Genomic DNA, 24,149 nt, shown 5'->3' on the forward strand with positions numbered 1-24,149 from the left:
ATGGTCAAGCCCGCTTCTGAACGCTTCCCTTTTATGCTACGAAAAGAGTGCTGAAGGAGGTGTCCGATGCCCGCCATGCTTCTCCTGTCCCTCGCCGCTGCGACGGCCGTTCCGGCCGGCGCGCACCCTGTGTCCGCACCGGCGCAGTGCCGCAACCCGGGGATCACCTACGCCGCGCCGTCCGTGTACAAGGCGCAGCCGCAGAAGCTGGGCGCGCTGCCGCCGGCGCGGCACTATCTCGCGGTCGACCGCCACGTCGGCGGCTGTCCGGCACCGGCCGTCGTGCGCAGCGGGATCGGCGCGCTTCGGCGCTGAGTTAGTCGATGCCGGCCTTGCGGGCCCGCTCGGCGAGCTGCGGGCGGGCGGCGGCGGCGGCCTTGAGGTCCGCCTCCGCCTCGGCCGTCAGGCCCTTGTGGCGGCGGGCGATGCCGCGTCCGTAGAGGCCCAGGGTAGAGCGGGATTGGCGCCAAGCGCGGCGTCGAAATCCTCGATGGCCCGGTCATAGTCGCCCATGCGCAGCCGCACGAGGCCGCGATTGCCGAGGTAAGCGGGCGTCTTCGGCCGGCGGCGGAGCGCCGCGTTGCAGTCTGACAGAGCCCTGTCGAGCTCCTTGCCGGCGAGGGTGCGGGCCCAGCAGCGGTCGTTGAGCGCGACGGGCAGGGCGACGTCGTCGGGATGTGCGGCGATCCACGGGTCGAGCTGCGCGATGGCACGGTCGTAGGCGTCGAGCGCCAGATAGAGGTTCGCGAGGGCGAGGCGCTCGTTCACCGGCCCGACGATGGCGGCGCCGGCCGCGTCGGCGTCGGCCTGCGCGCCCGCCCGGTCGGCGGAGAGGCGCATCTGCGCGCGGTGAATGCGAGCCCCGACGGAGGTCGGGGCGATCGCCAGTGCCCGGTCGAGGTCGGCGAGGCCGAGGGCGCGGCGGCCGCTGCGCACATAGGCTTCGGCGCGCTCGATCAGGAAACGCGGCTCCTTGGGCGCAAGCTCGACGGCGCGGGTGAAGTCGGCGATGGCGCGGGGGAAGTCACGCTGGGCGAGATAGACGCCGCCACGCCGGCTGAACCCGTCCGCGTCGGTGGGGGCGCCTGCCTCGGCGGCCGGCTGCGCCGCCGCTGCCGCCGGCGCGCCCTCGGCCGCCGCCGCAGCAGGCTTCTCGCCGTCGCGATGGGCGTTGCTGTCGAACACCTTGCCGCCCGTGTAGGTGAAGAAGATGCGGTGCGCCGCGTTGTCGACATAGACGCGGTGCGAGATGAAAAAATCGGCGCCGATCAGCATGTCGGCCTCGCCAAGCTCGGTGTCGGCGATGAACAGGCGGATGTTGCGGATCTCCTCGTCGCCGATCCTGATGCTCTGGAACGGCGCGATCCACGAGCGGGCGATGCGGCGGCCGAGCCCGTGCGAGGCGCCGGCCTCGATCACGCCCGGGCTGTCCGGCTTCACCCCCAGCCGTGCCGCCGCCTTGCGGGTCAGCATGGTGCGGCCGGCGCCGGTGTCGAAGCCGGCCCGCAGCGCCTGGCCGTTGACGGTGACGGTGCCCACGGTGTGGAAGCGCGCCTCGGTGAGGGACATGATCTTCATCATCGAGAAGATGCCGCCCTTGTCCACCCAATAGGCCAAATTGTCGGAACCGCCGCAATCGTGCGATCGCATCAGGCGGATCGCGCCGTGCGGCAGGTCGTATTCGACGTCGGCGAGGCCGAGGACGTTCTGGCCGATCAGGCCGGCATTGCCGAAGTCCGTCCCGCCGACCAGGAACTCGATATTGTGGATCGGCAGGCCGGCGAGGGTGAAGTCCTTGACCTTGGCGACCGAGGCATTGGTCTCGCCGCCGATGCCGCTCAGGCGGAAATTGTGCGGCGCGGCATAGGTGTGGAGGCCGGCCGCCGCCGCGACGCCTGGCGAGATGAGGCTGTAAAAGGCGCCGCTGTCGGCGATGAACTGGGCGTCCATGCCGTCGATCCTGGCGCTGACCATCGGCTTGTAGCCGCTCGTCATCGTCACCGGCAGCTCGGCGAGCTTGTCGATCTTGCAGGCGGCCTCGGCCGCAGCGGGGAGCGATGCCAGCGCGGCGAGCGCCGCAATGCGCTTCAGAGCCTTCATGTCGCCTCCACGGCCGCCGTTGGGCGCGGCGGGCGGGCGACTTCTCGCGCAAGCCGCGGCGGCGGGCAAGCCCCTGCGGGCGCAGTGCAATTGCGGGGCTCGGCCTGGCGGAGAAAAAGTGGATGCCCGACGAGGATTCGAACCTCGATTGACGGATTCAGAGTCCGTAGTCTTACCATTAGACGATCGGGCAGTGCGGCCGGCGAGATAGGCCGGAGGGCGGAGCCGGTCAAGGGTGGTCAAGGGTGGGGACAGTTGCGGGGACAGTCTATCTGACTGTCCCCTGCGGCGTCTGAACGGGGACAGCCAATAGGCAGTCCCCTCCCGGGGCGCGGCGTGGGCGGGGACAGCCAATAGGCAGTCCCCTCCGCGGCTAAGCCCGCGCGCCTTCGACGACGCCGGCGCTGTTGTGGCGCAGGGCCTTCAGGACCGTGTCGACGATGCCGCGGGCGTCGAGGCCGGCTTCGGCGATCTGCCTTTCCGGCTTGTCCTGGTCCTGGAAACTGTCGGGGAGGCGCATGGTGCGCAGCTTGAGGCCGGCGTCGATGAGGGCGTGGTCGCTGGCCATGGTGAGGATGTGGGCGCCGAGGCCGCCGATCGCGGCTTCCTCCACCGTCACCGCGACTTCGTGGGTGGTGAGGAGGCGGCGGATGAGGGCTTCGTCTAGCGGCTTGGCGAAGCGCAGGTCGGCGACGCTGGTCGAGAGGCCACGCGCCTCGAGGATGTCGGCGGCCTTGAGCGCTTCCTCGAGGCGGGTGCCGAGCGAAAGGATGGCGACCTTCTTGCCTTCGCGCATCATCCGGCCCTTGCCGATCTCCAGCCGCTCGGGCGCGGCGGGGAGGGCGATTCCGGTGCCGTTGCCGCGCGGGTAGCGCACCGCGATCGGGCCGCTATCGTGGAGCGCCATGGTGTGGACCATGTGGACGAGCTCCGCCTCGTCGGCGGCGGCCATCACCGTGAAATTGGGCAGCGTGCCGAGATAGGCCAGATCGAAGCTGCCGGCGTGGGTCGCGCCGTCGGCGCCGACCAGGCCGGCACGGTCCATCGCGAAGCGCACGGGCAGGTTCTGGATCGCGACGTCGTGCACGACCTGGTCGTAGGCGCGCTGCAGGAAGGTCGAGTAGATGGCGACGAACGGGCGGTAGCCCTGCGCGGCGAGGCCGGCGGCGAAGGTGACGGCATGCTGCTCGGCGATGCCGACGTCGAACATGCGGTCCGGGAACTGGGCGCCGAACTTGTCGAGGCCGGTGCCAGACGGCATCGCGGCGGTGATCGCCACGATCCTGTCGTCGCGCGCGGCCTCCGCGGTCAGCGCCTGGGCGAATATTCCGGTATAGGAGGGCGGCCCCGCCGCGGCCTTGTCCTGGACGCCGGAGACGACGTCGAACTTCTGGACGCCGTGATATTTGTCGGCCGCCGCCTCGGCCGGGCCGTAGCCCTTGCCCTTTTTCGTGACGACATGGACGAGCATCGGCCCCTCGCCGGCGTCGCGGACATTCTCGAAAATGTCGACCAGCCGCTCGACATTGTGGCCGTCGACCGGGCCGACATAATAGAAGCCCAGTTCCTCGAAGAGGGTGCCGCCGGTGGCGAGGCCGCGGCCGAATTCCTCCATCTTGCGGGCGAGATTGTGGAGGCGGCGCGGCAGCTTGCGGGCGAAGCGCTGGGCGAGATGGCGGACGGTCAGGTATTTGGGGCTGGAAACCAGGCGCGCGAGATAGTGGGAGAGGCCGCCCACCGGCGGCGCAATCGACATGTCGTTGTCGTTCAAGACGACGACCAGCCGGTTGCCGGCGGCCTCGGCATTATTCATCGCCTCATAGGCCATGCCGGCGGACATGGCGCCGTCGCCGATGACGGCGATCGCCTTGCCCGGCGCGCCGGAGAGCTTGTTCGCCACCGCAAACCCGAGCGCGGCTGAGATCGAGGTCGAGCTGTGGGCGGCGCCGAACGGATCGTATTCGCTCTCGCTGCGCCTGGTGAAGCCGGAGAGGCCGCCGCCCTGCCGCAGGGTGCGGATGCGGTCGCGGCGGCCGGTCAGGATCTTGTGGGGATAGGCCTGGTGGCCGACGTCCCAGATCAGCCGGTCGCGCGGCGTCTCGAAGACGTAATGGAGCGCGACGGTCAGCTCGACGACGCCGAGGCCGGCGCCGAGATGGCCGCCGGTCACCGACACGGCCGAGATCATCTCGGCGCGCAGTTCATCGGAAAGCTGGCGCAGCTGCGACGGCTTCAACCGGCGGAGCTCGGCGGGCGTCGATGCGGTGTCGAGGAGCGGCGTCGGCGGGCTCTTGAGGTCGGTCGCAGTCACAGCGCCGCGCTACTCCAAAGCGAAATACTTGTCGAATGAGGAAAAAGTGCAGGATCGGTGCGGCGCCGGCGGCGCCGCGCCCGATCAGGCGATGGCGGGGTGGATCGCGTCGAGCGTCGGGTGGAGGATCGGATTGACCCCCGCGAGCAGCGCGTCGAGATCGACGCCGTGCGCCGTCTCGGCATTGGCGAAGACGGCGGCGACGTCGAGCGCCAGGACCTTGGTCTCGCCGAGGGTTGCCAGATGCGCTTCGGCGCCCTGCGGCGTCACGGCGTCATTGTCGTGGCTGGCGCTTTTGGCGGCGCCGGCGGTCAGCGCGGCGCGGATCTCGTCGGCCGTGGCGCCGAGATCGCCGGTAAAATTGTGCGCGTCCTGCAGCCAATCCTCGGCCCCGCCGGGGAGCAGGGTCATGGTGTCGGTGTCGACGACCGCCGCATCCGCGAGACCGCCCGACTCGCCGAAGATGAATTCGAAATGGCCGACCTGCACGGCATGGCCCGGCGCCGGGGTCAGCGAGGCCTTCGCGGCCGTTCCGTTCGCGCCAAGATTGTACAAAAGTGTCTCGGACACCGCCGAATCCCCCCAGATCGTCCCTGGGCCGCAACTTTATCCCGATTGTGCGAGCCGGGCAAGTCGCGAGAATAACTCGACTTCCGGCCTCCCTCGCCGAGAAACGTTACCGCTCGGAAACAAGCTCCGGAACCGTGTCAGGGCCGTATCGTTTCTCGCCTTGGCTTTGCCGTACCGCGGCCATTCCGGTCGCGGCGATGGAGAACAGTGTCATGCTTGCAATCATTGCCGGAATCCTGATCGTCCTGTGGCTGCTCGGCTTCCTTGCATTCCACGTGGGCGGCGGTCTCATCCACATCCTGCTCGTCGTCGCGGTGATCGCGGTCATCATCCACTTCGTCACCGGCCGCCGCGCGGTCTAGACTGGGTTTGGGAGCGGGGGCGCCGTGGGCGCTTCCGCTTCCGGCCTCCCTCCAAAGAGAAGCTCAGGCCGCGTTTGCGGCGTGGGCTTCCGGCGGTTGGACGTGGCAGCCGGGATGCGTGCCCCGCACCATCTTGAGCATCCGCCGCCGGTCCTCGACCTTGAGGTGCACGCCTGTCTTGGCGATTGCGGGCAGCATCACTCGCACCGCCGACATGATGGTGAGATCGTCGCGGCGCAGGGTCTCCACGGCGTGCAGCAGTCCCTGGCGCTCGGCCTCCGTGAGGGCGCCGCCGGTGCGGCTCAGGGCGTGCAGCTCGGCGGTGTCGGCGAATTCCTTCTGGTTGGCGCGGTCGAGCGCCGGCATCGTCGCATAAGCCGAAGTCCAGCCGGAGAGCGCCTCCGTCTCCATATGGGTGGAAAGCTCGCCGTTCATCGCCGCGGTGTAGGCGAGCGAATCCCAAGTCCAGAAGCTCACCTTGTAAGCATACAGCCGGCGCAGCACCTCGGCCCGAGGCGCGCCGGTCTCCACGGCGGCTCGGATCGCGTCGAGCTCCTGCTGCAGGCAGTCGTGCATTGCGGCGCGCGCATAGGCCTGGGGGCCGTCGTCGTCGCGCAGCTCGGCCGCCATCGCCGCTTCGGCGGCATGGACCTTGTGGCGCCATTCGAGCGCGCGCACCGTCTGCTCGGCGACCAACGCGATGAGGACGCCGAGGACGATGATGCCGACCTCGCCAAAGAACATGCGCCAGCCATGGGCGGGCTTGGGCCGGTGAACTTCCATTGCTTCCCCCTTTTCCGGGGAGGCTAAGGGCTCGCTGCCGCTAAGGAAATCACCGATTTTCGCGCTGGCCGATTGCGGCCGGCGTCAGCCGGCCGAGGACCCGCCGCGGCGCGCTTCGGCGATGGCGCCCTTCAGCGCGTCGTAGCCGACGGCGCCCTGGAAGATGCGGTCGCCGACGACGAAGGTCGGCGTGCCGCTGGCCCGCAGCGTGTTGGCGAGCTGGTAATTCTTGCCGAGCTCCGCCTTTGCCGCATCGGGGGTGAGGGGCGCGATGCCGAACGCCGCCTGCGCCTTCTGGAGCGCTTCCGGGGTCGGGCGGCCGGCGGCGTAGAGGCTGTCGTGGAAGGGGCGGAACTTGCCCGCCTGCGCGGCGGCGAGGCTGGCGCGCGCCGCCGCCTCGCTGTCCGGGCCGAGCACCGGCCATTCGCGCCACACCACCTTGAGCTTAGGGTCTTCCTTGAGCAGGCGGTCGACGTCGGCATTGCTGCGCCGGCAGAAGGTGCAGGCATAATCGAAGAATTCGACGAGCGTGACGTCGCCGTCCTTCGCGCCGGCCCAGGCGCCGGCGAAGGGAGTCTCGATGGCGGCGCGGTTGGCGACGACCAGCTGCGACGCCTCACGGGCGTGGAGCCGGTCGATCGCCTCGGGAAGCACTTCGGGATGTTCGAGCAGATAGGAGCGGACGAAATGGCCGGAGGCGGCCATCATCGCGCCGCCGCCGATCAGGATGCCGATCCCGGCGGCGACAAGCGCACCCTTCCAGCCGCTGAGGGAACCGCCGCGCGGCGGCGCCTCATTTGCCATGCTTCTTGGCCTTGTCGACGGCGCTCTTCGAAACCATCGCGATGTCCTGCGCGCGCAGCCAGTCGGCGCTGCCGTTGGGGATCGCGTTCATCGCCAGCTCGGCATTGGCGAGCGCGAGCTTGGCCTGGCCTTCGAGATTGTAGCGCTCGGCGGTGGCGAGCGCGGCGCGGCCTTCGTCGCCCTCCCGGTCGTAGACGATGCCGAGCTGGTACCACGCGAAGGGGTTGGAATTGTCGCGGCCGATGGCGGCGCGCAGCACCTTCTTCGCCTCGTCGTAATTCTTGCGGTCGTCGGTGGCGATGAGGGCGTGGCCGAGCAAGGCGGCGATAAGCGGCTGCTCCGGCGCGCTGGCGACGGCGCGGCGCAGCGATTCGAGCGCCTCCTGCGGATGGCCGGACTCCAGGAGGATCTGGCCCTTGAGCTCGAGGTAGAAGGGGTCCGTCGGGTGGGCGCCGACCAGGAAGTCGGCCTCGCCAAGCGCTTTCTCAGGATAGGCGCTCTTGTGCCAGGCGTAGGCGCGGGCATAGCGCGCCGGCTCGCTCTTGTTGCTCTCGGGATAGAGCACCAGGGTTTGCTTGGGGTCCTGGACGAAGCCGGAGAGCTTCGCCTTGATGCGCTGGAAGCGGGCGTCGAGGGCGGGGTCGGTCTTGGCGTTCCAGGCCGGATCGGTGGTGTAGCTGTGCTCGAGGAAGGCGATGCGGTCCTGGCTCAGCGGATGGGTGCGGGCGTAGGCGTCGTCCTGCGGGATGGCGTAGCGATATTCCTGGTTCTGGATCTTCTTGAAGAAGGCGAGGCTGCCGCGGCCGCTGATCCCGGCCTTGGAAAGGAAGGAGACGCCGGCCGCGTCGGCGGTGCTCTCCTGGACACGGCTGAAGGCGAGGAACTTCCCCATCGCCGCCTGCTGCCCCGCCTGCATGATGCCGGCGCCGGCGTCGCCCGATCCCGCTGCCATCGCCGCGGCGCCGAGCAGCAGCGAGAGCAGCATGATGCCGGTCGCGACCTTGGCGCCTTCCCCCATGCGGATGACGTGGCCGCCGGTGATGTGTCCGAGCTCGTGGGCGATGACGCCCTGGACCTGGTTGCTGTTGTCCGCCGCCGCGAGCAGGCCGGAGTGGATGTAGACGACCTGGCCGCCCGCCACGAATGCGTTGATCGAATTATCGTGGAGGAGGACGATCGAGACGTTCTCCGGCCGCAGTCCCGCCGCGGCGATTATCGGACGGGCGATGTCGCGGAACCAGCTCTCGGTCTCGGCGTCGCGCAGGATTTCCTGCGCCATCGCCGGCCGCACGGCGACCGCGAAGCTCAGAATCAGCACGAGGAGGAGCCGCGCGGCGAAGGCACCGAGCCGGCGAATGCGTCGCGATGCGTCAGCCATGCGCGCCTCCGTGGCGGAGGAGCCGTGAACCGGACATGAGCGCGGCTGGGGCGAACCCTTCCCGCTCACGTCCGGCTCTTGGCATGGCTCAGGCTCCGAAGGTGCGCTGCCACCAGCCGCTGCGGCGCGGTCCGCTGGGTTGGCCGTCGCCGGCACCGGCATCGGCGGCCGCACCGCCGTTGTCGCCCGTATCGTTGGCGGCCGCGGGTGCGGGCGCCTCGGGACCGGCTTCGGCGGCCGGAGCGGGCTCCGCGGCGGCAGGCGCTTCCGCGTCGGCCTTCTTGCGGCGCGTACGCTTGGGCTTGGCCGGCGCTTCGGCGGCTTCGGCGACCGGTTCGGGCTCGGGCTCCGGCTCCGGCGCGGGGGCCGGGGCGGCTTCCGGTGCCGCCTCGACGGGCGCCTCGGCAGGCGCCTCGTCGGCACCCTTGCGGCGGGCGCGGGGGCGGCGGCGGGCCTTCGGCTTCTCGTCGCCCGTCTCGGCCTCCGCAACCGGCGCCGCCTCGGCGACTTCGGTCACGGGAGCCGGCTCCGCAGCCTCGGCCGGCTCGGAGTCGGCGGCCTCGTCGTGGCCTTGCTCGTGCGAACCCTCGGGCAGCTCCTCGCCGTCGGGACCCCTGCGGCGGCCACCGCGGCGGCCGCGGCGGCGGCGCCGCTTGCGGCCGTTACGGTCTTCCTCGCCGCGCTCGGGACGGTCGCCGCGCGGCGACCTCGGCTCACGCGCTTCGCGGGGAGCCTCTTCGGCTTCCTCTTCTTCTTCGTCCTCTTCCTCGTCGAAGACCTCGTCGGCGAGATCCTCCTCGTCGACCTCGGGCTCCGCGGCGGCCGGGGCGATGCGGGGACGCTGAACCGGCGGCGGGCCGAGCGACTCGACGGCCATGCGGGCGCCTTCGAAGCTCTCCTCGATCAGCACTTCCACCAGGACGCCGTAGCGATCCTCGATCTCGCCAATCTCGGTGCGCTTGCGATTGAGGACGTAGATCGCCGCCTCGCGGCCGGCGCGCAGGATGATGCGGCTGCCGCGGCCGCGGGCCGCTTCGTCCTCGATCATGCGGAGCGCCGAGAGGCCCGAGGAAGCCGCGGTGCGCATGAGGCCGGAGCCGTCGCAATGCGGGCAGGGGCGGGTCGAGGCTTCGAGCACGCCGGTGCGCAGGCGCTGGCGGCTCATTTCCATCAGGCCGAAGGACGAGATGCGGCCGACCTGGATGCGGGCGCGGTCGTTCTTCAAGGCGTCCTTCATCGCCTTTTCGACCTTACGGATGTGGCCGTTCGACTCCATGTCGATGAAGTCGATGACGACCAGGCCCGCCATGTCGCGCAGGCGCAGCTGGCGGGCGATCTCGTTCGCGGCCTCGATGTTGGTCGCGTAGGCGGTCTGCTCGATATTGTGCTCGCGGGTCGAGCGGCCGGAGTTGATGTCGATCGAGACCAAAGCCTCGGTCGGGTTGATGACCAGGTAGCCGCCGGACTTCAGCTGGACGACCGGCTGGTACATCGCCCCGAGCTGGTCCTCGACGCCGAAACGCTGGAAGAGCGGCACCGGATCGACGTAGTTCGCGACCCGCCGGACATGGCTCGGCATCAAGAGCTTCATGAACGAGCGGGCGGCCTTGTAGCCCTCCTCGCCCTCGACGATCACCTCGTCGATGTCGCGATTGTAGATGTCGCGGATTGCCCGCTTGATGAGGTCGCTGTCGCCGTAGATCAAAGCCGGCGCCTCGCTCTTCAGCGTGCGCTCGCGGATCTCGTCCCAGAGGCGGGCGAGATAGTCGAAATCGCGCTTGATCTCGACCTTGGTGCGGCTGAGGCCCGCGGTCCGCACGATGCAGCTCATGCTCGTCGGCAGCGAGAGATCGGCCATGATCTGCTTCAGGCGCTTGCGGTCGGCGCCGTTCGAGATCTTGCGGCTGATGCCGCCGCCATGGGTCGTGTTCGGCATCAGCACGCAATAGCGGCCGGCCAGGCTCAGATAGGTGGTGAGCGCCGCGCCCTTGTTGCCGCGCTCTTCCTTGACGACCTGGACGAGCAGCACCTGGCGGCGCCGGATGACGTCCTGGATCTTGTAGCGGCGGCGGAGATTCTGGCGCTTGCGGCGCAGCTCGTCGGCGGCATTCTCCTCGGGCGCGCGGCCACCGCGGGACTTGCGGGGCGCGGCATCCTCGCCATTCTCTTCGCCCTCGGCATGCTCACCCTCGTCGCCGGCATCGTCATAGGCTTCTTCGCCATGGCCGCCGTCGTCATGGTGATCGTCGTGATGATCGTCGTCGTGATGATCGTCGTCATCATGGTGCGCGTCGTCGTCGTGACGATCGTCCTCATCATGATCGTCATCGTCGTAACGCGCGTCGTCGGCGGCGCGCAGGCGCTCTTCCTCGGCCGCATGCTCGGCTTCCTCGCGGAGCAGGGCCTCGCGGTCCTCGCGCGGGATCTGGTAATAATCGGGGTGGATTTCCGAGAAAGCGAGGAAGCCGTGCCGGTTCCCGCCATAATCCACGAACGCCGCCTGCAGCGAGGGTTCGACCCTCATCACCTTGGCGAGATAGATATTCCCCTTGAGCTGCTTGTGCTCGGCGGATTCGAAATCAAGCTCCTCGATCCGGTTTCCCTTGACCACGGCCACCCGGGTTTCTTCCTGGTGGCGCGCGTCGATCAGCATGCGCATTGTCATTGAACAGTCTCCACGCGCGCCGTGCCGTCCTGTGGGGCCGGCGATGCGCGCGCTCGAAAAGGCATGAAGGCGCGGCCTGTGCGGCGCGCGCCTTCGATGTCCGGGTTGAAAAGAATATGTTCGCCTCTGCTGCAACGAGCCGCCCGGCGAGAAGCGCGGGCCGCAATGCCCCCGACGCAGCGCCGGTCCCGGATGGGAGGCGGAGCGATACGGGGGTGAAAAAACTCATGCAGCGTCAACCTTGGTGTCCGGCGCGAACGGCGCCGGCGCTTGTCTTCACGGCCAAGATGAGGAGGATCGGACGATCCTTCAACTTGATGCCGATCATGATCGCTAGCACCGCACCCCGCCAGCGGCAACCGGCAAAGGGTAAGGCGGCACGCTTTTCGGCTGGACCGCGGGCACGTGCGGACGCCACATAGCAGGGTGCCGCGCCTCGTTCTCCCTCTCTTTCTCGCCCTCCTCCTCGCGGCCTGCAACGGCCGCGGCGGCGGGCATGAGGACGGCGTCACCATCGATCTCGACAAGGCCAAGGCGGGACCCGCCGCGCCGCTGCCGACGATCTACGGCAGCCGCGATGCCTCGCGTCCCCTGGTCGTCCTCGATCCAGGCCATGGCGGCCACGACCCCGGCGCCATCTCGCCGTTCGGCGACCGGCGCGAGAAGGACGTCACCCTCGCCGTCGCCGCCGCGATCAAGGATTCGCTCGCCGCTTCCGGCCGGGTCCGCGTCGCGATGACTCGCGAGGACGACCGCTTCCTCGTCCTGAAGGACCGCTACGAGATCGCCCGGCGGATGGGGGCGCAATTGTTCATCTCGATCCACGCCGATGCCGCGCCGCAGGGCGACGGCGCGCGGGGTGCGACCATCTACACCCTCTCCGAAGTCGCCTCCGACAAGGAGGCCGCGCAGTTGGCCCAGGCCCAGAACGGCGCCGATGCGCTGGCCGGGGCCCCGGCGGGCGCCGGGGCCGGGGTCAACCGCATCCTCATCGATCTGGCCCAGCGGGAGAGCATGGAAGTCTCGGCCGACTTCGCCAATCTGCTGAAGCGCGAGGCGTCGGCCTACTTCCCCTTCCGCTCCGACTATCACCGCTTCGCGTCTTTGGTGGTGCTGAAGGCGCCGGACGTTCCGTCGATCCTGTTCGAGACGGGCTATCTCACGAACCCCGGGGATGCGGCTTATATTGAGAGCGCGGAGGGGCGGAAGCAGATCGCCGCGGGCATGCGCAGCGCGATCGAGACGCACTTCGCAAGGCGGCGGTATGGGGTGACGGCGGCGCATTGAGAATCCACTCAATCCTCCCCGTCGCGCAGCGATGGGGAGGGGAACCGCGTGAAACGCGGTGGAGGGGCCTACCCGCGCCGCCAGGCCCCTCCACCGCCCTGCGGGGCGGTCCCCCTCCCCATCCGCTTCGCGGACAGGGAGGACTGGTGCTTCACGTCTCCCTAGGTGCTTCACCCCCCGCCGCGCATCGGCTAGAGCCTCCCTGAGATGACTGCCGACACCGCAACCCCCACCCGCCTCACCCTCTATCGCGACGCCGGGAGCCGGGCGGGCGGGTTCGTGCGGCGGGCGTGGCGGCGGCGCTGGGTCAAGGTGGTGGCGATCCTGCTGGCCATCCCCTTCATCCTCTATTTCCTGTTGTGGCTGATCTTTGCCCGCGGTCTGCCGTCGGCCGAGACGCTGCTCACCTACCAGCCGCCGCTGCCGACGCAGGTGCGCGACATCAATGGCCAGCCGGTGCAGAGCTTCGCCCGCGAGCGGCGGGTGCAATTGTCGTTCGACGAATATCCCAAGCCGCTGATCAACGCCTTCCTGTCGGCCGAGGACAAGACCTTCTTCAGCCACCACGGCATCGATTATCCGGGGCTCGTCGCCGCAGTCGGCGACTATGTGAAGAAGGTGGGATCCGGCACCCGCGCCCGCGGCGGCTCGACCATCACCCAGCAGGTCGCCAAGAACCTCCTCGTCGGCAACGAATATTCGATCACCCGCAAGATCAAGGAGGCGTTCCTCGCCCGCCGCATCGAGAATGTGCTGACCAAGCAGCAGATCCTCGAAATCTACCTCAACCAGATATTCCTCGGCCGCAACGCCTATGGCGTGCAGGCGGCGGCGCGGGCCTATTTCGACAAGGACGTCGACCAGCTTTCGCTGCCGCAAATGGCGTATCTCGCCATCCTGCCGAAGGGCCCGAACAATTACGATCCCGACGTGCGGCCCGACCGCGCGCTCGCCCGCCGCAACTGGGTGCTGCACGAGATGGAGGTCAATGGCTTCATCACCGCCGCCCAGCGCGCCGAGGCGCAGGCGGCGCCGCTCGGCGCGGTCAGCGGCCCCAAAGAGAGCGTCCACAATATCGGCGGCTATTTCATGGAAGAGCTGCGGCGCCAGCTGATCGATAAATATGGCGAGGGCACGGAGAAAGGCGCGAACGGCGTCTATACGGGCGGGCTGTGGATCCGCTCCTCGGTCGACCCGGAGAAGCAGCATGCGGCCGAACAGGCGCTGCGCGACGGGCTGGTGCGCTACGACAACGGCCATGGCTGGCGCGATTCCGGCCTGACCGTCGATGTGAGCGGCGACTGGCGCAGCGAGCTCGCCGCGGCGCCGTTCGGCACCGGCTATCCCGACTGGAGGCCCGCGGTGGTGCTCGACAAGGCGGGCAGCGTCGCGACCCTGGGCTTCGTCGACGGCAGCAAGGGCAGCCTGCCCTCCTACGGCGCCTCGCAGCCCAAGCAGGGGACCGGCACCGCCGCGTTCGACGCGCTGCGGCCCGGCATGGTCGTCGCGGTCAAGAAGAATGGGGCGGACTGGCAGCTGAAATCTATCCCCGCGGTGCGCGGGGCGTTCGTCGCGGAGGAGGTCGCGTCGGGCCGGGTGGTGGCGATGCAGGGCGGCTGGGACCTTCGCGAAAGCGCCTTCAACCGCGCCACCCAGGCGCAGCGCCAGCCGGGCTCGACCTTCAAGCCCGTCGTCTATTCCGCCGCACTGGACAACGGCATGACGCCGGCCTCGATCATCGTCGACGGGCCTTTCTGCATCTGGCAGGGCGCGGGGCTCGGCAACAAATGCTTCCGCAACTTCTCGGGGGGCAATGCCGGCCCGCAGACGATGCGCTGGGGCGTCGAGCAATCGCGCAACCTGATGACGGTCCGGACCGCCAACACGATCGGCATGGACAAGGTGACCCGCCGCGCGAAGGAATTAGGCGTCGGCGAATATCCCAATTATCTCGCCGTCGCGCTGGGCGCGGGCGAGACGACGCCGATGCGGATGGTCAACGCCTTCGCCATCCTCGCCAACAACGGCCGGGCGGTGAAGCCGAGCCTCATCGACTATATCCAGGACAGGAACGGCAAGCTCGTCTTCCGCGCCGACACAAGGCCGTGCGAGGGCTGCAACGCCAAGGACTGGGACGGCAGGCCGATGCCGCGCCCGCCGCTTCGCACCAAGCAGATCGTCGACCCGATGACCGCCTATCAGATGGTCCACATCCTCGAGGGCGTCGTCCAGCGCGGCACCGCGACGGTGCTGCGCGATTTGAACCGGCCGCTGTTCGGCAAGACCGGCACGACCTCGGGGCCGACCAACGTCTGGTTCATCGGCGGTTCGTCCGAGCTCGTCGCCGGCGTCTATATGGGCTTCGACCATCCCAAGCCGATGGGCGGCTATGCCCAGGGCGGCACGCTCGCCGCGCCGATCTTCAAGCAATGGGCGCAGGTCGCCTACAAGGACGCGCCGGTGATCCCGTTCCGCGCGCCGGCCGGCATCCGCATGGTGCGGATCGACCGGCGCTCGGGCCAGAAGGTGTTCGGCGCCTGGCCGACCGACGATCCCAAGGCCGCCGTGATCTGGGAAGCGTTCAAGCCGGAGAGCGAGCCGCGGCGCAGCCTGCGGCGCGAGGAACTGCTGGGGACGGCGGAAGGGGCACCAGCGGCGGCGGCGAAGCCGAGGGCGCGGCGGCCTGCAGCGGCTGCTGCTGCGGCCAGTTCGAACGCGGCCGCGCCGGCTCCCGCCGCCACCCCGCCGCCCGCGCCTCCGCCGAGCAACGGCTTGCAAGACCAAGGTCCGATTCACTAGGTCCCCGTCATCCCGTCGAGAGGTCGCGGCGGGTCTCCACGAGACCCCAGCTTTCGCCGGGGTGACGAAGAAACGCTCCGCGCGTTCAGCGGGGCGACGAAAGGAAGAGAATGCGCGCAGAAGCGCAAGCCTATGTCGACCAGGTCCAGTCGGCACTCGCCTTGCTCCGCCGGTTCCTCGATTGGGACCGCGCGCTGGCGCGGCTCGACGAGCTGAACGCGCGGGTCGAGGACCAGGCGCTTTGGAACGACCCACGCCAGGCCCAGGAGGTGATGCGCGAGCGCCGCCGCCTCGACGAGGCGATCGCCGCCACCCGCGGCATCGAGCGTGAGCTCAGCGATACGGTCGAGCTCGCCGAGATGGCCGAGGCGGAAGGCGACGACGGCCTCGTCGACGATGCCGTCGCGTCGCTGGCGGAGCTTGCCGAGCGCGCCGAGCAGGACAAGGTCAAGGCGCTGCTCGCCGGCGAGGCCGACGCCAACGACACTTATGTCGAGATCAATTCCGGTGCCGGCGGCACCGAGTCGAACGACTGGGCCGGCATGTTGCAGCGCATGTACACGCGCTGGGCCGAGCGCCACGGCATGAAGGTCGAGCTGATCGATTTCCACGCCGGCGAGCAGGCGGGGATCAAGTCGGCGACTTTGCTGATCAAGGGCGAGAACGCCTACGGCTATGCCAAGACCGAGAGCGGCGTGCACCGGCTGGTGCGGATCAGCCCCTATGACAGCTCGGCGCGGCGCCACACCAGCTTCGCCTCGGTCTGGGTCTATCCGGTGGTCGACGACAATATCGACATCGAGGTGAACGAGAGCGAGCTCCGGATCGACACCTATCGCGCGTCGGGCGCCGGCGGGCAGCACATCAACACCACCGATTCGGCGGTCCGCATCACCCATTTGCCGACCGGCATCGTCGTCCAGAGCCAGAGCCAGCGCTCGCAGCACAAAAACAAGGCCGAAGCGTTCAGCCAGCTGCGCGCAAAGCTCTACGAGGCGGAGCTGCAGCGCCGCGAGGCGGAGGCCAATGCCCAGAACGCCACCAAGACCGACATCGGCTGGGGCCACCAGATCCGCTCCTACGTCCTCCAGCCGTACCAGCTGGTGAAGGATCTGCGCACCGGCGTGACTTCCACCGCGCCGTCCGACGTGCTCGACGGCGACCTCGACCGCTTCATGGCCGCCGCTTTGTCCCAGCGGGTGACGGGCGAGAAGGTGGACGTGGAAGATGTCGATTAGGGCGGCCGCAGCCTCGCTCGATACCTGCTCTCCGGCGAGGGGAGGGGCCTCGCGTCGGCGCTTTGCCGTCCTGCTCCCCCTCGCCGCGGCGCTTGGCCTCGGGGCCTGCGCGAAGAGCGCGCCCGAGGATCCCTTCCCGCTGCCGCGCCGGCCGGTCTCGCCGATCGTCTCGCCGCGCTATTCGAACGAGGATGCGCGCGACAGCGTCAAGGAAGCGCAGACGGTGATGAAGCTCGCCGACCTCGCGGCGGGCATGTACGTCGCCGACATCGGCGCCGGCGAGGGTTATTATACCGTCCGGCTGGCGCCGCTCGTCGGCCGGCAGGGACGGGTGCTGGCGGAGGACATCGTGCCGCAGACCCGCGACAACCTCGCCGCCCGCGTCCAGCGCGAGAAGCTCGACAATGTCGCGGTGCGGCTCGGCAAGGAGAACGATCCGTTGCTCCCCGGACATTCGTTCGACCGCATCTTCATGATCCACATGTATCACGAGATCGAGCGGCCGAGCGAATTCCTCTGGCACGTGCGCGACGCGCTGAAGCCCGGCGGGCGGGTGGTGGTGGTCGACGCCGACCGGCCGACCGACCGCCACGGCACGCCGCCCAAGCTCCTCATCTGCGAGTTCGCGGCGATCGGCTACGGCCTCACCCGCTTCGAGCGGCTGACCGACGACGCCTATTTCGCCCAGTTCGAGGCGAGCGCGCCCAAGCCGGCGCCGGCGGGTATCCCGACCTGCGGCTAGAGGCCGGCCTAGAGCAGCCCCATCGCCGCCATGCTGCGGCTTTCGCCGTCGGCGAAGACGATGTGATCGAGGAGGCGGATGCCGAGCGGGCGCAGCACGTCGGCGAGGCGACGGGTCGCGTCCCTGTCGGCGGCGCTCGGCGCGGGGTCGCCGCTCGGATGGTTGTGGGCGACGATGATTGCGGCGGCTTGGAGGCGGAGCGCGGCGGCGGCGATCGAGCGCAAAGGCAGGGCAACGTCGTCGCGGCTGCCCGCTTGTTCGAACGTGACGGCGAGCAGCATGCGGTCGCCGTCGAGATGGACCGCCAGCACCCGCTCCTCCTCCGCCCCGGCGAGGAACGGCGCGAGGAGGGCGGTGGCGTCGTCGAGGGTGGCGATCCGCATCGCGTCGGTCTTGCCACCGCTGCTCCCGGGCCGCGCGTGACGTCGCCGCCGTTTCGGACTTCGTTTCGGAGGTATTGGTGTTGGGTGCTTGGTCGATCCCGCACTGTCCGTACCAGGGGAGGCGGCCTTTGAGATCGTCGGTCCAAACTGAGGAAAGCGCTGGCGCACATCCCCCTCCGCGGCGGCGACTCGTCCTGGCCGCCGGAAGCCTCCTCGCGGGCAGCGCCGTCGCGCTCGGCGCCTTTGCCATCCATGCCTTGCGCGCCCGCCTCGCCCCGGAGCAGCTCGGCTGGTGGCAGACCGGCGTCCAGTATCAGATGGCGCACGGCCTTGCCCTCGTTGCGCTCGGCGCCTCGGGCCTTCGCTTCCTGCGCTTGTCGGCATGGCTGCTCGGCGGGGGTGCAACCCTGTTCGCCGCCACCCTCTACGCAATGGCGCTCGGAGGCCCGCGCTGGCTCGGCGCCGTCACCCCTTTGGGCGGCCTGGCGATGATCGCGGGGTGGGCGCTGCTTGCCTTTCGGGCCTGGCGCTCCCAAGTCTAAGCCAGGGCAGGCCTAGCCAGCCCGCCGGTTCGCGGCTATGGGCGCGGGCGAACTCCAATTCAGGAAAATCGAAATGAGCCTCCGCAACGTGGCGATCATCGCGCACGTGGATCATGGAAAGACGACCCTCGTCGACCAGCTGTTCCGCCAGTCCGGCACCTTCCGCGACAACCAGCGCGTGGAAGAGCGCGCGATGGATTCCAACGACCTGGAAAAGGAGCGGGGGATCACCATCCTCGCCAAATGCACCTCCGTCGAGTGGGAGCATGACGGCGAGACCACGCACATCAACATCGTCGACACGCCCGGCCACGCCGATTTTGGCGCCGAGGTGGAGCGTATCCTGTCGATGGTCGATGGGGTGATCCTTCTGGTGGACGCCGCCGAGGGGCCGATGCCGCAGACCAAGTTCGTCACCGGCAAGGCGCTGGCGCTGGGCCTCCGCCCAATCGTCGTCGTCAACAAGATCGACCGCCCCGACGCCCGCCCGGCCGAAGTCCTGGACGAATGTTTCGAGCTCTTCCTCAGCCTCGACGCCTCGGACGAGCAGCTCGACTTCCCCGTTCTCTACGCCTCCGGCCGCGCCGGCTATGCGGGCCTCAGCGACGACGTCCGCACCGGCGACCTGACGCCGATGTTCGAGACCATCGTCAGCCACGTCCCCGCCCCCGACGCCAATCCCGACGGCCCGTTCCGCATGATCGGCGTGCTGCTCGACCGCGATCCGTTCCTCGGCCGCATCCTCACCGGCCGCATCGAGAGCGGCCGGCTCAACGTCAACGCGCCGATCAAGGCCCTCGACGTCGACGGCAAGGACGTCGAAGCCGGCCGCGCCACCAAAGTCTTCGCCTACCGCGGGTTGGAACGGGTGCCGGTCGAGACCGCGCAGGCGGGCGACATCGTCGCCATCGCCGGCCTCACCAAGGCGACCGTCTCCAACACGATCTGCGAGCCCGCCGTCACCCGGCCGATCGCCGCCCGCCCCATCGACCCGCCGACGCTGGCGATGAGCTTCGCGGTCAACGACAGCCCCTATGCCGGCCGCGAGGGCGACAAGGTGCAGAGCCGCGTCATCCGCGACCGGCTGGAGCGCGAGGCCGAGACCAACGTCTCGATCCGCCTCACCGAAAGCCAGGAGAAGGACGCGTTCGAAGTCGCCGGCCGCGGCGAATTGCAGCTCGGCGTGCTCATCGAGACGATGCGGCGCGAAGGCTTCGAGCTCTCCATCTCCCGCCCCCGCGTGCTGTTCCGCGACGGTCCGTCGGGCCGCGAGGAGCCCTATGAGACGGTCGTGATCGACGTCGACGACGAGCATTCCGGCACCGTCGTCGAGAAGATGGCGCTGAGGAAAGGCGAGATGACCGACATGCGCCCGTCCGGCGGCGGCAAGACCCGGCTGACGTTCAGCGCGCCGAGCCGCGGCCTCATCGGCTATCACGGCGAGTTCCTCTCCGACACGCGCGGCACCGGCATCATGAACCGCCTGTTCGAGAAATACGGCCCCTATAAGGGCCCGATCTCGGGCCGCCAGAACGGCGTCCTCATCTCGATGGAGCAGGGCGAGGCGGTGGCCTATGCCCTGAACATGCTGGAAGAGCGCGGGGTGCTCTTCATCTCGCCCGGCGAGAAGCTCTACGAAGGCATGATCATCGGCGAGAACGCCAAGCCGCAGGATTTGGAGGTGAACCCCCTCAAGTCCAAGCAGCTCACCAACTTCCGCGCCTCCGGTCCGAAGGACGAGAGCATCCGCCTGACCCCGCCGCGGCGGCTGACGCTGGAGCAGGCGATCGCCTACATCCAGGACGACGAGCTGGTCGAGGTTACGCCGAAGGCGATCCGGTTGAGGAAGCGGCACCTGGATCCGCACGAGCGCAAGCGGGCGAGCCGTAAGGCGGAAGCTGCGTAGCCGCCGAGCGCAGGGTTCCCATCAAAGTACTACTTTGATGGGGCCCGCAGCGACGCCGGCGGAGACCGCTGCCGGAGCGGCGCGTAGAGACGGCTTGCGCCGGCCGGCAGGTCGCGCGAGCGAGCCTGATCGACGTCACGAATTCAGTTCGTTACGTCGCTTGCGGTGGAAGGTGGTTCGCGCGGAGACGCGGAGGCGCAGGGATGGTAGCCTGCGCGGATGCCGCGCGCGCCGAACGACCTTCCCTATCGCCTGCATATAGGGCACGAACTCGGCATGATGCTGCGGGCCGAGAAGCCGCTCGCAGTCTTCAGTGACGGCTACGGCTTCTTCCCTGACGCGGTGCTCCGTTACCTGAGGATGTTCGACCGGCACGTGGAGGTGGGACGCTTCTTCAAAGCCGAGTATGTCGAGCCGGACAATTCGCGTGGCCCGCATCTCCTTGGCTGGCACACGATCATGTACGCGTTGCCGGGGGAGGAGTCGCGGATCGACGCCTTGATCGCGCTGCGTCTGTCCGAGACATGTTCGGATGCGCACGAGCGGGAGGAGGGGCGGCTGCTTGGCTACGCTGAGTGGCAGTGCGATGCCTACATCGCCGTGCGCGCGGCTTGGCTGGCGGACGGCGACGAACTCTTGAGCTTAGTCAACGGATAGACTAAGATACTTCAATGACCATCGTCAGCGTCCACGAAGCCAAGACCCACCTCTCCCGCCTTATCGAGAAGGTGCTGGCGGGGGAGGAGGTGGTGATCGCGCGCAACAAGGAGCCGGTGGTCCGCCTGGTCCGCGAGGCGCCGCCGAAGAACAAGCCGCTGCTCGGGCTGCTCAAGGGGCAGGTGGCGTTCGACGACAGCTTCTACGATCCTCTCCCGGAGGAAGAGCTGGCGCGCTGGAACGGCGCCGATTGAGGCTGCTTCTCGACACGCACGCCTTCCTCTGGGCGGTGGAGGCCAACCCGCGCCTGTCCCGGCGGGCGGCGGAGGCGATTGCGGATCCGGCGGTAGAGAAGATCGTCAGCGCCGTGAGTGTCTACGAGATTTGCCTGAAGCATAGGCTCGGCAAGCTGCCCGGCTTCGCGGCGCTGGTGAACCGGTTCGAGGAGGTGCTGCAGGAAAGCGCCTGTACCCTGCTGCCGCTCGGTTTCGCCCATGCCCGAGAAGCAGGCCTGCTTGCGATCGAGCACAAGGACCCGTTCGACCGCCTGCTCATCGCCCAGGCGCGGGTGGAGCGGGTGCCCTTGGTTTCGAACGAGGCAGTGTTCGATGGCTTTGGCGTGGAGCGGGTGTGGTGACGTTGCCCTTCTTGACGGCAGCAATCGTTGCAATGGCGCCCTCGCCCCCAGTGGAGCAGGCGCCTGCGCCGGCGCGAGCCCCTGAGAGCTATGTCACCTTCGTCGGCATGTCCTCGAAGCGATGCGTCTTCATGACCGGCGACGTGCTGTTCGATGCCCGGCAGTTCCGCAAGGACCTGAAGGATGGGTTTGATCGCGCGGACGGCATCATCATCTATCACGAGCCCAATGTCCGCCCCGCCTGCCTGGCGACCGCGCGGCGGATCGTACGGGAGCTCGGCTTCACCGTCACGGCAATCGAGGAGGCGCCGAAGGACCTCGACATGGGGCCGCCGCGGTGACGGTCATCAACCCCAATCCGGCACGTCTTCGTGTACAATCTCGAGGGCGGTGCGGGGGACCTTACAAGACTTTCGCCTCAGTCGGCGAAGGCGTTGCGTCCGGCCATCTCCCGGCTCGCGCTCAGTCGGGCCAACAGTACGGAGTGCTCGCGCTCCAGGGCTTCCGCGGAGCCGGCGGCCAAATCGCCGCGCGCCAGGAGGAAGCGGCAGAAGCGATCCGTTTCGACGAAGAAGTTCACATGCGCCGTGGGCTCGGTCTCCCAATATTGCGAGATCAGCCCGTTGAGCTCCTCGCCGAGCGAGGCGCAAAGATCGGGGCAATTGAGGGCCACCGGCGCAAGGCGGTTGGCGCGGTACAGCATGCAGTTCGCTTCCATTCCGGCGCTCCGGACGATCCCGTTCAGCCGCCGGGCCTCGATCTCGGTGAGCGTGTAGCGGCGCGCCAGAAGGTCCGGATCGGCCCGTGCGGCGCTGCACAAAGCGGGCGATGCGGTGAGCTCGGTCAGCGCGCGCTGGAAGGACGCTAGCATAAGGCCAGAGCGGGCTCGGCCGCGCGCGCCTGCGCAATGCGGGACGCGCAGGCGTGCATGGCCTCCAGCTCCTCGATGACGCCGTCCATGCCGATCCGGCTGTGATAGGATTCGTGGTATTCGAACGTGATCGCCGCAAGGTTGGGGAAGCGCGGGCCCCACTCCGTCAGCCACTCCCAGACCGGCCCGGGCGTCCGGCGCGAATGGGAATCCGTATAGTGGGACCGAAGCCAGTCGCCGCCCGCTAGGTGGATCTCGATAACGACGTCCGGATCGATCGCGCGCAGATACTCGTCCGCGCTCCAGCCGAGGTTGAGCGTGTTCGCATAGAGATTGTGAAGATCGAGCAGCATCCCGCAGCCGGTTTGGGCGTGCAGCCTGTTCATGAACTCCGGCTCGCTCATCTCCGGATCCGGGATGGCCGAGAATATCGTACCATTCTCCAGAAGGATCGGGCGATCGAGGGCATCCTGTAGCCGGCGCACCTTCTGGCCGACGATTTCCAGGGTCTCCGAATCGTGCACCATCGGCAGGCCCATGCCGGCCTGGGCATCGGGGATGCTCCCGTCGGGCGTCAGGAACATGCTCAGATGCTCGCTGTACCAGCGGTAATCGAGGCAGCGGTGCGATGCGGCCACCTGGTCGAGCATGGCTTCGTCGAGGGGCATCGCGCTGGGCAGTGACAGGCCGATGCCATGCCCTGTCAGGACATGGCGTTCGGCATGCCTTCGCAGCGTTGCGATCGCACCATGGACATGCGCAAACCGGTCGGCCGCATCGGCACCGAAATCGTACCAGAGCCGGTCCGGAATGACCTCGACATAATCGACCAGCTCGCCCGCGGCGTCGAGCACCGCGGGCACGGCCGGGTTGTAGAGCAACCCGACCAGCGGCCTCGCCTCCGTCATCAGTCTCGCGCGGTCGCGAGATTGACCTGGATGACCTTATCGTACTGCGGCTCCCAGATGACCGGAATCACGCCGGAAAGACAGGTGCAGCCGGTCAGCCCATGAATGACCTCATCGATAAGCACCTTTTCGATCCGGCCGAGATCGTCACGGGACAACTTGCCGGGATAGGCGACGTGAACGCCCCGCGAATCCGTCTTCGAGCCAAAGGATATTTTGGCGGAGCGGGCTGCTGCAGATGTCGTTGCCATGGTATCGTGTTCCTTTTCTCTTCTAGAAGTGGACACTAAGGCGCGGCTCAAGAGTGCGATTCGTTCTGCACGCGATGAAAGAAAAGCACTGCTTGATTGGCAAAATATTACATGGATTAGCAAACAACACAAGTATCGACGGACAGACCTTGGTCTTACCATGACCTATGCGCGTAAAGCCCTGGACCCATTACCGATTTACGGCAGCCTACGCCTCGTCATCGACTTTCTCGGCACACGCGAAAGGGGGCTCTGGCGGATGGGCCGGGCGCCGAGCCCGCGCCCGCGGCTTCACCCACCGTGGCGGTCTGACTCGGCTGCAGCGGCTGCATAATAGGCATAGGCCTCGTCGAAAGGCGCGATGAAGCCGGACCAGAAGGGGACGGGCGCCGGCACGGCAGCCGGTTCGCCCCACGTCCAATCGAACTCTTTCTCGACATAGGCCGACAGGTTCGCTCCGTAGACGATCGTGTCGAAGCCATGCATCGAGAAGACCGGGTTGCCGGGAGACGCGGGCGTCTCCGGCAGGAAGCGGTGCACGTAGAGCGGGATAAGCTTCGGCGCCGCGGCGAGGGCGGCGCGCAGCACCTCCCCGCGGCGCTCGGCCGTTGTGGGCCGCTCGCCCCAGTCGGGCCACCACAAACCGTTCTCGATGTCGAATTGAAGCATGTCGAAAGGCCATTCGAGCATGCGGCGGATCGCCGGGCATTCGGCAGCCCAGTCGTAGCGCGCATCCAGCCGCCGCTCGCGCAGAAGTTCGACGAGGTCGGGCGGGAAGCGGAGGCCGTAGCGGTCCTGCGCGTCGTCGAGCGCGTCGCTGGTGAATCCCGGCAGCCGTTCCATGCGCCATGTCTTAGCGGCGACGGGAGGCGCTTGCACGGCGGCTTAGACGCCGGTGCGGCCGTCGGCTCGGTCCGATCCTTAAACGCCCGGGCGGCCTTGTTCTCGAACGCGT

At 68.4% G+C, this 24,149-nt stretch carries 24 protein-coding genes and 1 tRNA gene; 12 read left to right on the forward strand and 13 right to left on the reverse strand.

Annotated features, from left to right (window positions below; genetic code table 11):
* The first annotated feature begins 66 nt into the window (after window positions 1-66).
* Entirely contained in the window at window positions 67-315 is a 249-nt protein-coding gene (locus VGC56_RS17535) for a hypothetical protein (RefSeq protein ID WP_464126966.1), read from the forward strand.
* A gap of 87 nt (window positions 316-402) precedes the next feature.
* Here the strand turns inward: VGC56_RS17535 and VGC56_RS17540 are convergent, their stop codons facing one another.
* The 4 genes from VGC56_RS17540 to VGC56_RS17555 all read right to left on the reverse strand — a co-directional run bounded on the left by VGC56_RS17540 (window position 403) and on the right by VGC56_RS17555 (window position 4,981).
* Entirely contained in the window at window positions 403-2,100 is a 1,698-nt protein-coding gene (locus tag VGC56_RS17540; protein WP_464126968.1) for an aspartyl protease family protein, read from the reverse strand.
* A gap of 119 nt (window positions 2,101-2,219) precedes the next feature.
* Window positions 2,220-2,293 (reverse strand) — tRNA-Gln (locus VGC56_RS17545).
* A 180-nt stretch (window positions 2,294-2,473) separates the two neighbouring features.
* Window positions 2,474-4,411, reverse strand: a complete 1,938-nt coding sequence (gene dxs, locus VGC56_RS17550) for a 1-deoxy-D-xylulose-5-phosphate synthase (protein WP_464126970.1) — start codon at window positions 4,409-4,411, stop codon at window positions 2,474-2,476.
* 84 nt (window positions 4,412-4,495) lie between these two features.
* Window positions 4,496-4,981, reverse strand: a complete 486-nt coding sequence (locus tag VGC56_RS17555; RefSeq protein WP_464126972.1) for a hypothetical protein — start codon at window positions 4,979-4,981, stop codon at window positions 4,496-4,498.
* A gap of 212 nt (window positions 4,982-5,193) precedes the next feature.
* Here VGC56_RS17555 and VGC56_RS17560 point away from each other — a divergent pair, with 212 nt between their 5' ends.
* A complete protein-coding gene (locus VGC56_RS17560; protein ID WP_464126974.1) occupies window positions 5,194-5,343 on the forward strand; it encodes a lmo0937 family membrane protein in 150 nt (49 codons plus the stop codon).
* A 63-nt stretch (window positions 5,344-5,406) separates the two neighbouring features.
* Here VGC56_RS17560 and VGC56_RS17565 read toward each other — a convergent pair whose 3' ends face one another.
* The 4 genes from VGC56_RS17565 to VGC56_RS17580 all read right to left on the reverse strand — a co-directional run bounded on the left by VGC56_RS17565 (window position 5,407) and on the right by VGC56_RS17580 (window position 10,973).
* On the reverse strand, window positions 5,407-6,126 hold the full coding sequence (locus VGC56_RS17565) for a hypothetical protein (RefSeq protein WP_464126975.1): 720 nt from the start codon (window positions 6,124-6,126) through the stop codon (window positions 5,407-5,409).
* Between the two features lie 84 nt (window positions 6,127-6,210).
* Window positions 6,211-6,930: a DsbA family protein gene (locus tag VGC56_RS17570; protein ID WP_464126976.1), complete on the reverse strand. Its 720-nt coding sequence runs from the start codon at window positions 6,928-6,930 to the stop codon at window positions 6,211-6,213.
* The gene (locus VGC56_RS17575; protein WP_464126977.1) at window positions 6,920-8,308 is read right to left on the reverse strand and encodes a M48 family metalloprotease; all 1,389 of its coding nucleotides are present in this window, start codon (window positions 8,306-8,308) and stop codon (window positions 6,920-6,922) included. Before VGC56_RS17575 ends, VGC56_RS17570 begins: the two co-directional genes overlap by 11 nt.
* Before the next feature lie 88 nt (window positions 8,309-8,396).
* Window positions 8,397-10,973: an Rne/Rng family ribonuclease gene (locus tag VGC56_RS17580; RefSeq protein WP_464126978.1), complete on the reverse strand. Its 2,577-nt coding sequence runs from the start codon at window positions 10,971-10,973 to the stop codon at window positions 8,397-8,399.
* Between the two features lie 426 nt (window positions 10,974-11,399).
* Here VGC56_RS17580 and VGC56_RS17585 point away from each other — a divergent pair, with 426 nt between their 5' ends.
* From VGC56_RS17585 to VGC56_RS17600, 4 genes are all read left to right on the forward strand, one after another.
* Window positions 11,400-12,260, forward strand: a complete 861-nt coding sequence (locus VGC56_RS17585; RefSeq protein ID WP_464126979.1) for an N-acetylmuramoyl-L-alanine amidase family protein — start codon at window positions 11,400-11,402, stop codon at window positions 12,258-12,260.
* Window positions 12,261-12,467: 207 nt separating this feature from the next.
* On the forward strand, window positions 12,468-15,059 hold the full coding sequence (locus VGC56_RS17590; RefSeq protein ID WP_464126981.1) for a penicillin-binding protein 1A: 2,592 nt from the start codon (window positions 12,468-12,470) through the stop codon (window positions 15,057-15,059).
* Window positions 15,060-15,169: 110 nt separating this feature from the next.
* Window positions 15,170-16,297: a peptide chain release factor 2 gene (prfB, locus tag VGC56_RS17595; protein ID WP_464126982.1), complete on the forward strand. Its 1,128-nt coding sequence runs from the start codon at window positions 15,170-15,172 to the stop codon at window positions 16,295-16,297.
* Window positions 16,287-17,039: a class I SAM-dependent methyltransferase gene (locus VGC56_RS17600; RefSeq protein WP_464126984.1), complete on the forward strand. Its 753-nt coding sequence runs from the start codon at window positions 16,287-16,289 to the stop codon at window positions 17,037-17,039. Before prfB ends, VGC56_RS17600 begins: the two co-directional genes overlap by 11 nt.
* 8 nt (window positions 17,040-17,047) lie before the next feature.
* Here the strand turns inward: VGC56_RS17600 and VGC56_RS17605 are convergent, their stop codons facing one another.
* The gene (locus VGC56_RS17605) at window positions 17,048-17,422 is read right to left on the reverse strand and encodes a JAB domain-containing protein (protein WP_464126986.1); all 375 of its coding nucleotides are present in this window, start codon (window positions 17,420-17,422) and stop codon (window positions 17,048-17,050) included.
* 128 nt (window positions 17,423-17,550) lie between these two features.
* Between VGC56_RS17605 and VGC56_RS17610 the strand changes: the two genes are divergently transcribed.
* The 6 genes from VGC56_RS17610 (at window position 17,551) to VGC56_RS17635 (ending at window position 21,505) form a co-directional block, all read left to right on the forward strand.
* The gene (locus tag VGC56_RS17610) at window positions 17,551-17,964 is read left to right on the forward strand and encodes a DUF423 domain-containing protein (RefSeq protein ID WP_464126987.1); all 414 of its coding nucleotides are present in this window, start codon (window positions 17,551-17,553) and stop codon (window positions 17,962-17,964) included.
* 73 nt (window positions 17,965-18,037) lie between these two features.
* The gene (typA, locus tag VGC56_RS17615) at window positions 18,038-19,870 is read left to right on the forward strand and encodes a translational GTPase TypA (protein ID WP_464126988.1); all 1,833 of its coding nucleotides are present in this window, start codon (window positions 18,038-18,040) and stop codon (window positions 19,868-19,870) included.
* Window positions 19,871-20,089: 219 nt separating this feature from the next.
* Entirely contained in the window at window positions 20,090-20,527 is a 438-nt protein-coding gene (locus VGC56_RS17620) for a hypothetical protein (protein ID WP_464126990.1), read from the forward strand.
* Window positions 20,528-20,541: 14 nt separating this feature from the next.
* On the forward strand, window positions 20,542-20,781 hold the full coding sequence (locus VGC56_RS17625) for a type II toxin-antitoxin system Phd/YefM family antitoxin (protein WP_464126991.1): 240 nt from the start codon (window positions 20,542-20,544) through the stop codon (window positions 20,779-20,781).
* Window positions 20,778-21,164, forward strand: a complete 387-nt coding sequence (locus tag VGC56_RS17630) for a type II toxin-antitoxin system VapC family toxin (protein ID WP_464126993.1) — start codon at window positions 20,778-20,780, stop codon at window positions 21,162-21,164. The genes VGC56_RS17625 and VGC56_RS17630 overlap by 4 nt, the downstream gene beginning before the upstream one ends.
* Window positions 21,161-21,505 carry a hypothetical protein gene (locus tag VGC56_RS17635; protein WP_464126994.1) on the forward strand — a complete coding sequence of 115 codons (345 nt, stop codon included), beginning with the start codon at window positions 21,161-21,163 and terminating at the stop codon, window positions 21,503-21,505. The genes VGC56_RS17630 and VGC56_RS17635 overlap by 4 nt, the downstream gene beginning before the upstream one ends.
* Before the next feature lie 77 nt (window positions 21,506-21,582).
* Here VGC56_RS17635 and VGC56_RS17640 read toward each other — a convergent pair whose 3' ends face one another.
* The 4 genes from VGC56_RS17640 to VGC56_RS17655 all read right to left on the reverse strand — a co-directional run bounded on the left by VGC56_RS17640 (window position 21,583) and on the right by VGC56_RS17655 (window position 24,037).
* Entirely contained in the window at window positions 21,583-22,035 is a 453-nt protein-coding gene (locus tag VGC56_RS17640) for a hypothetical protein (protein ID WP_464126995.1), read from the reverse strand.
* Window positions 22,029-22,916 carry an MbnB/TglH/ChrH family RiPP precursor modification enzyme gene (locus VGC56_RS17645; RefSeq protein WP_464126997.1) on the reverse strand — a complete coding sequence of 296 codons (888 nt, stop codon included), beginning with the start codon at window positions 22,914-22,916 and terminating at the stop codon, window positions 22,029-22,031. The genes VGC56_RS17640 and VGC56_RS17645 overlap by 7 nt, the downstream gene beginning before the upstream one ends.
* A 26-nt stretch (window positions 22,917-22,942) precedes the next feature.
* Entirely contained in the window at window positions 22,943-23,194 is a 252-nt protein-coding gene (locus VGC56_RS17650) for a hypothetical protein (RefSeq protein WP_464126999.1), read from the reverse strand.
* Between the two features lie 291 nt (window positions 23,195-23,485).
* On the reverse strand, window positions 23,486-24,037 hold the full coding sequence (locus VGC56_RS17655; RefSeq protein ID WP_464127000.1) for a hypothetical protein: 552 nt from the start codon (window positions 24,035-24,037) through the stop codon (window positions 23,486-23,488).
* Window positions 24,038-24,149: the final 112 nt, after the last annotated feature.

This window comes from Allosphingosinicella sp., from assembly GCF_036403745.1.
Lineage (GTDB): Bacteria > Pseudomonadota > Alphaproteobacteria > Sphingomonadales > Sphingomonadaceae > Allosphingosinicella.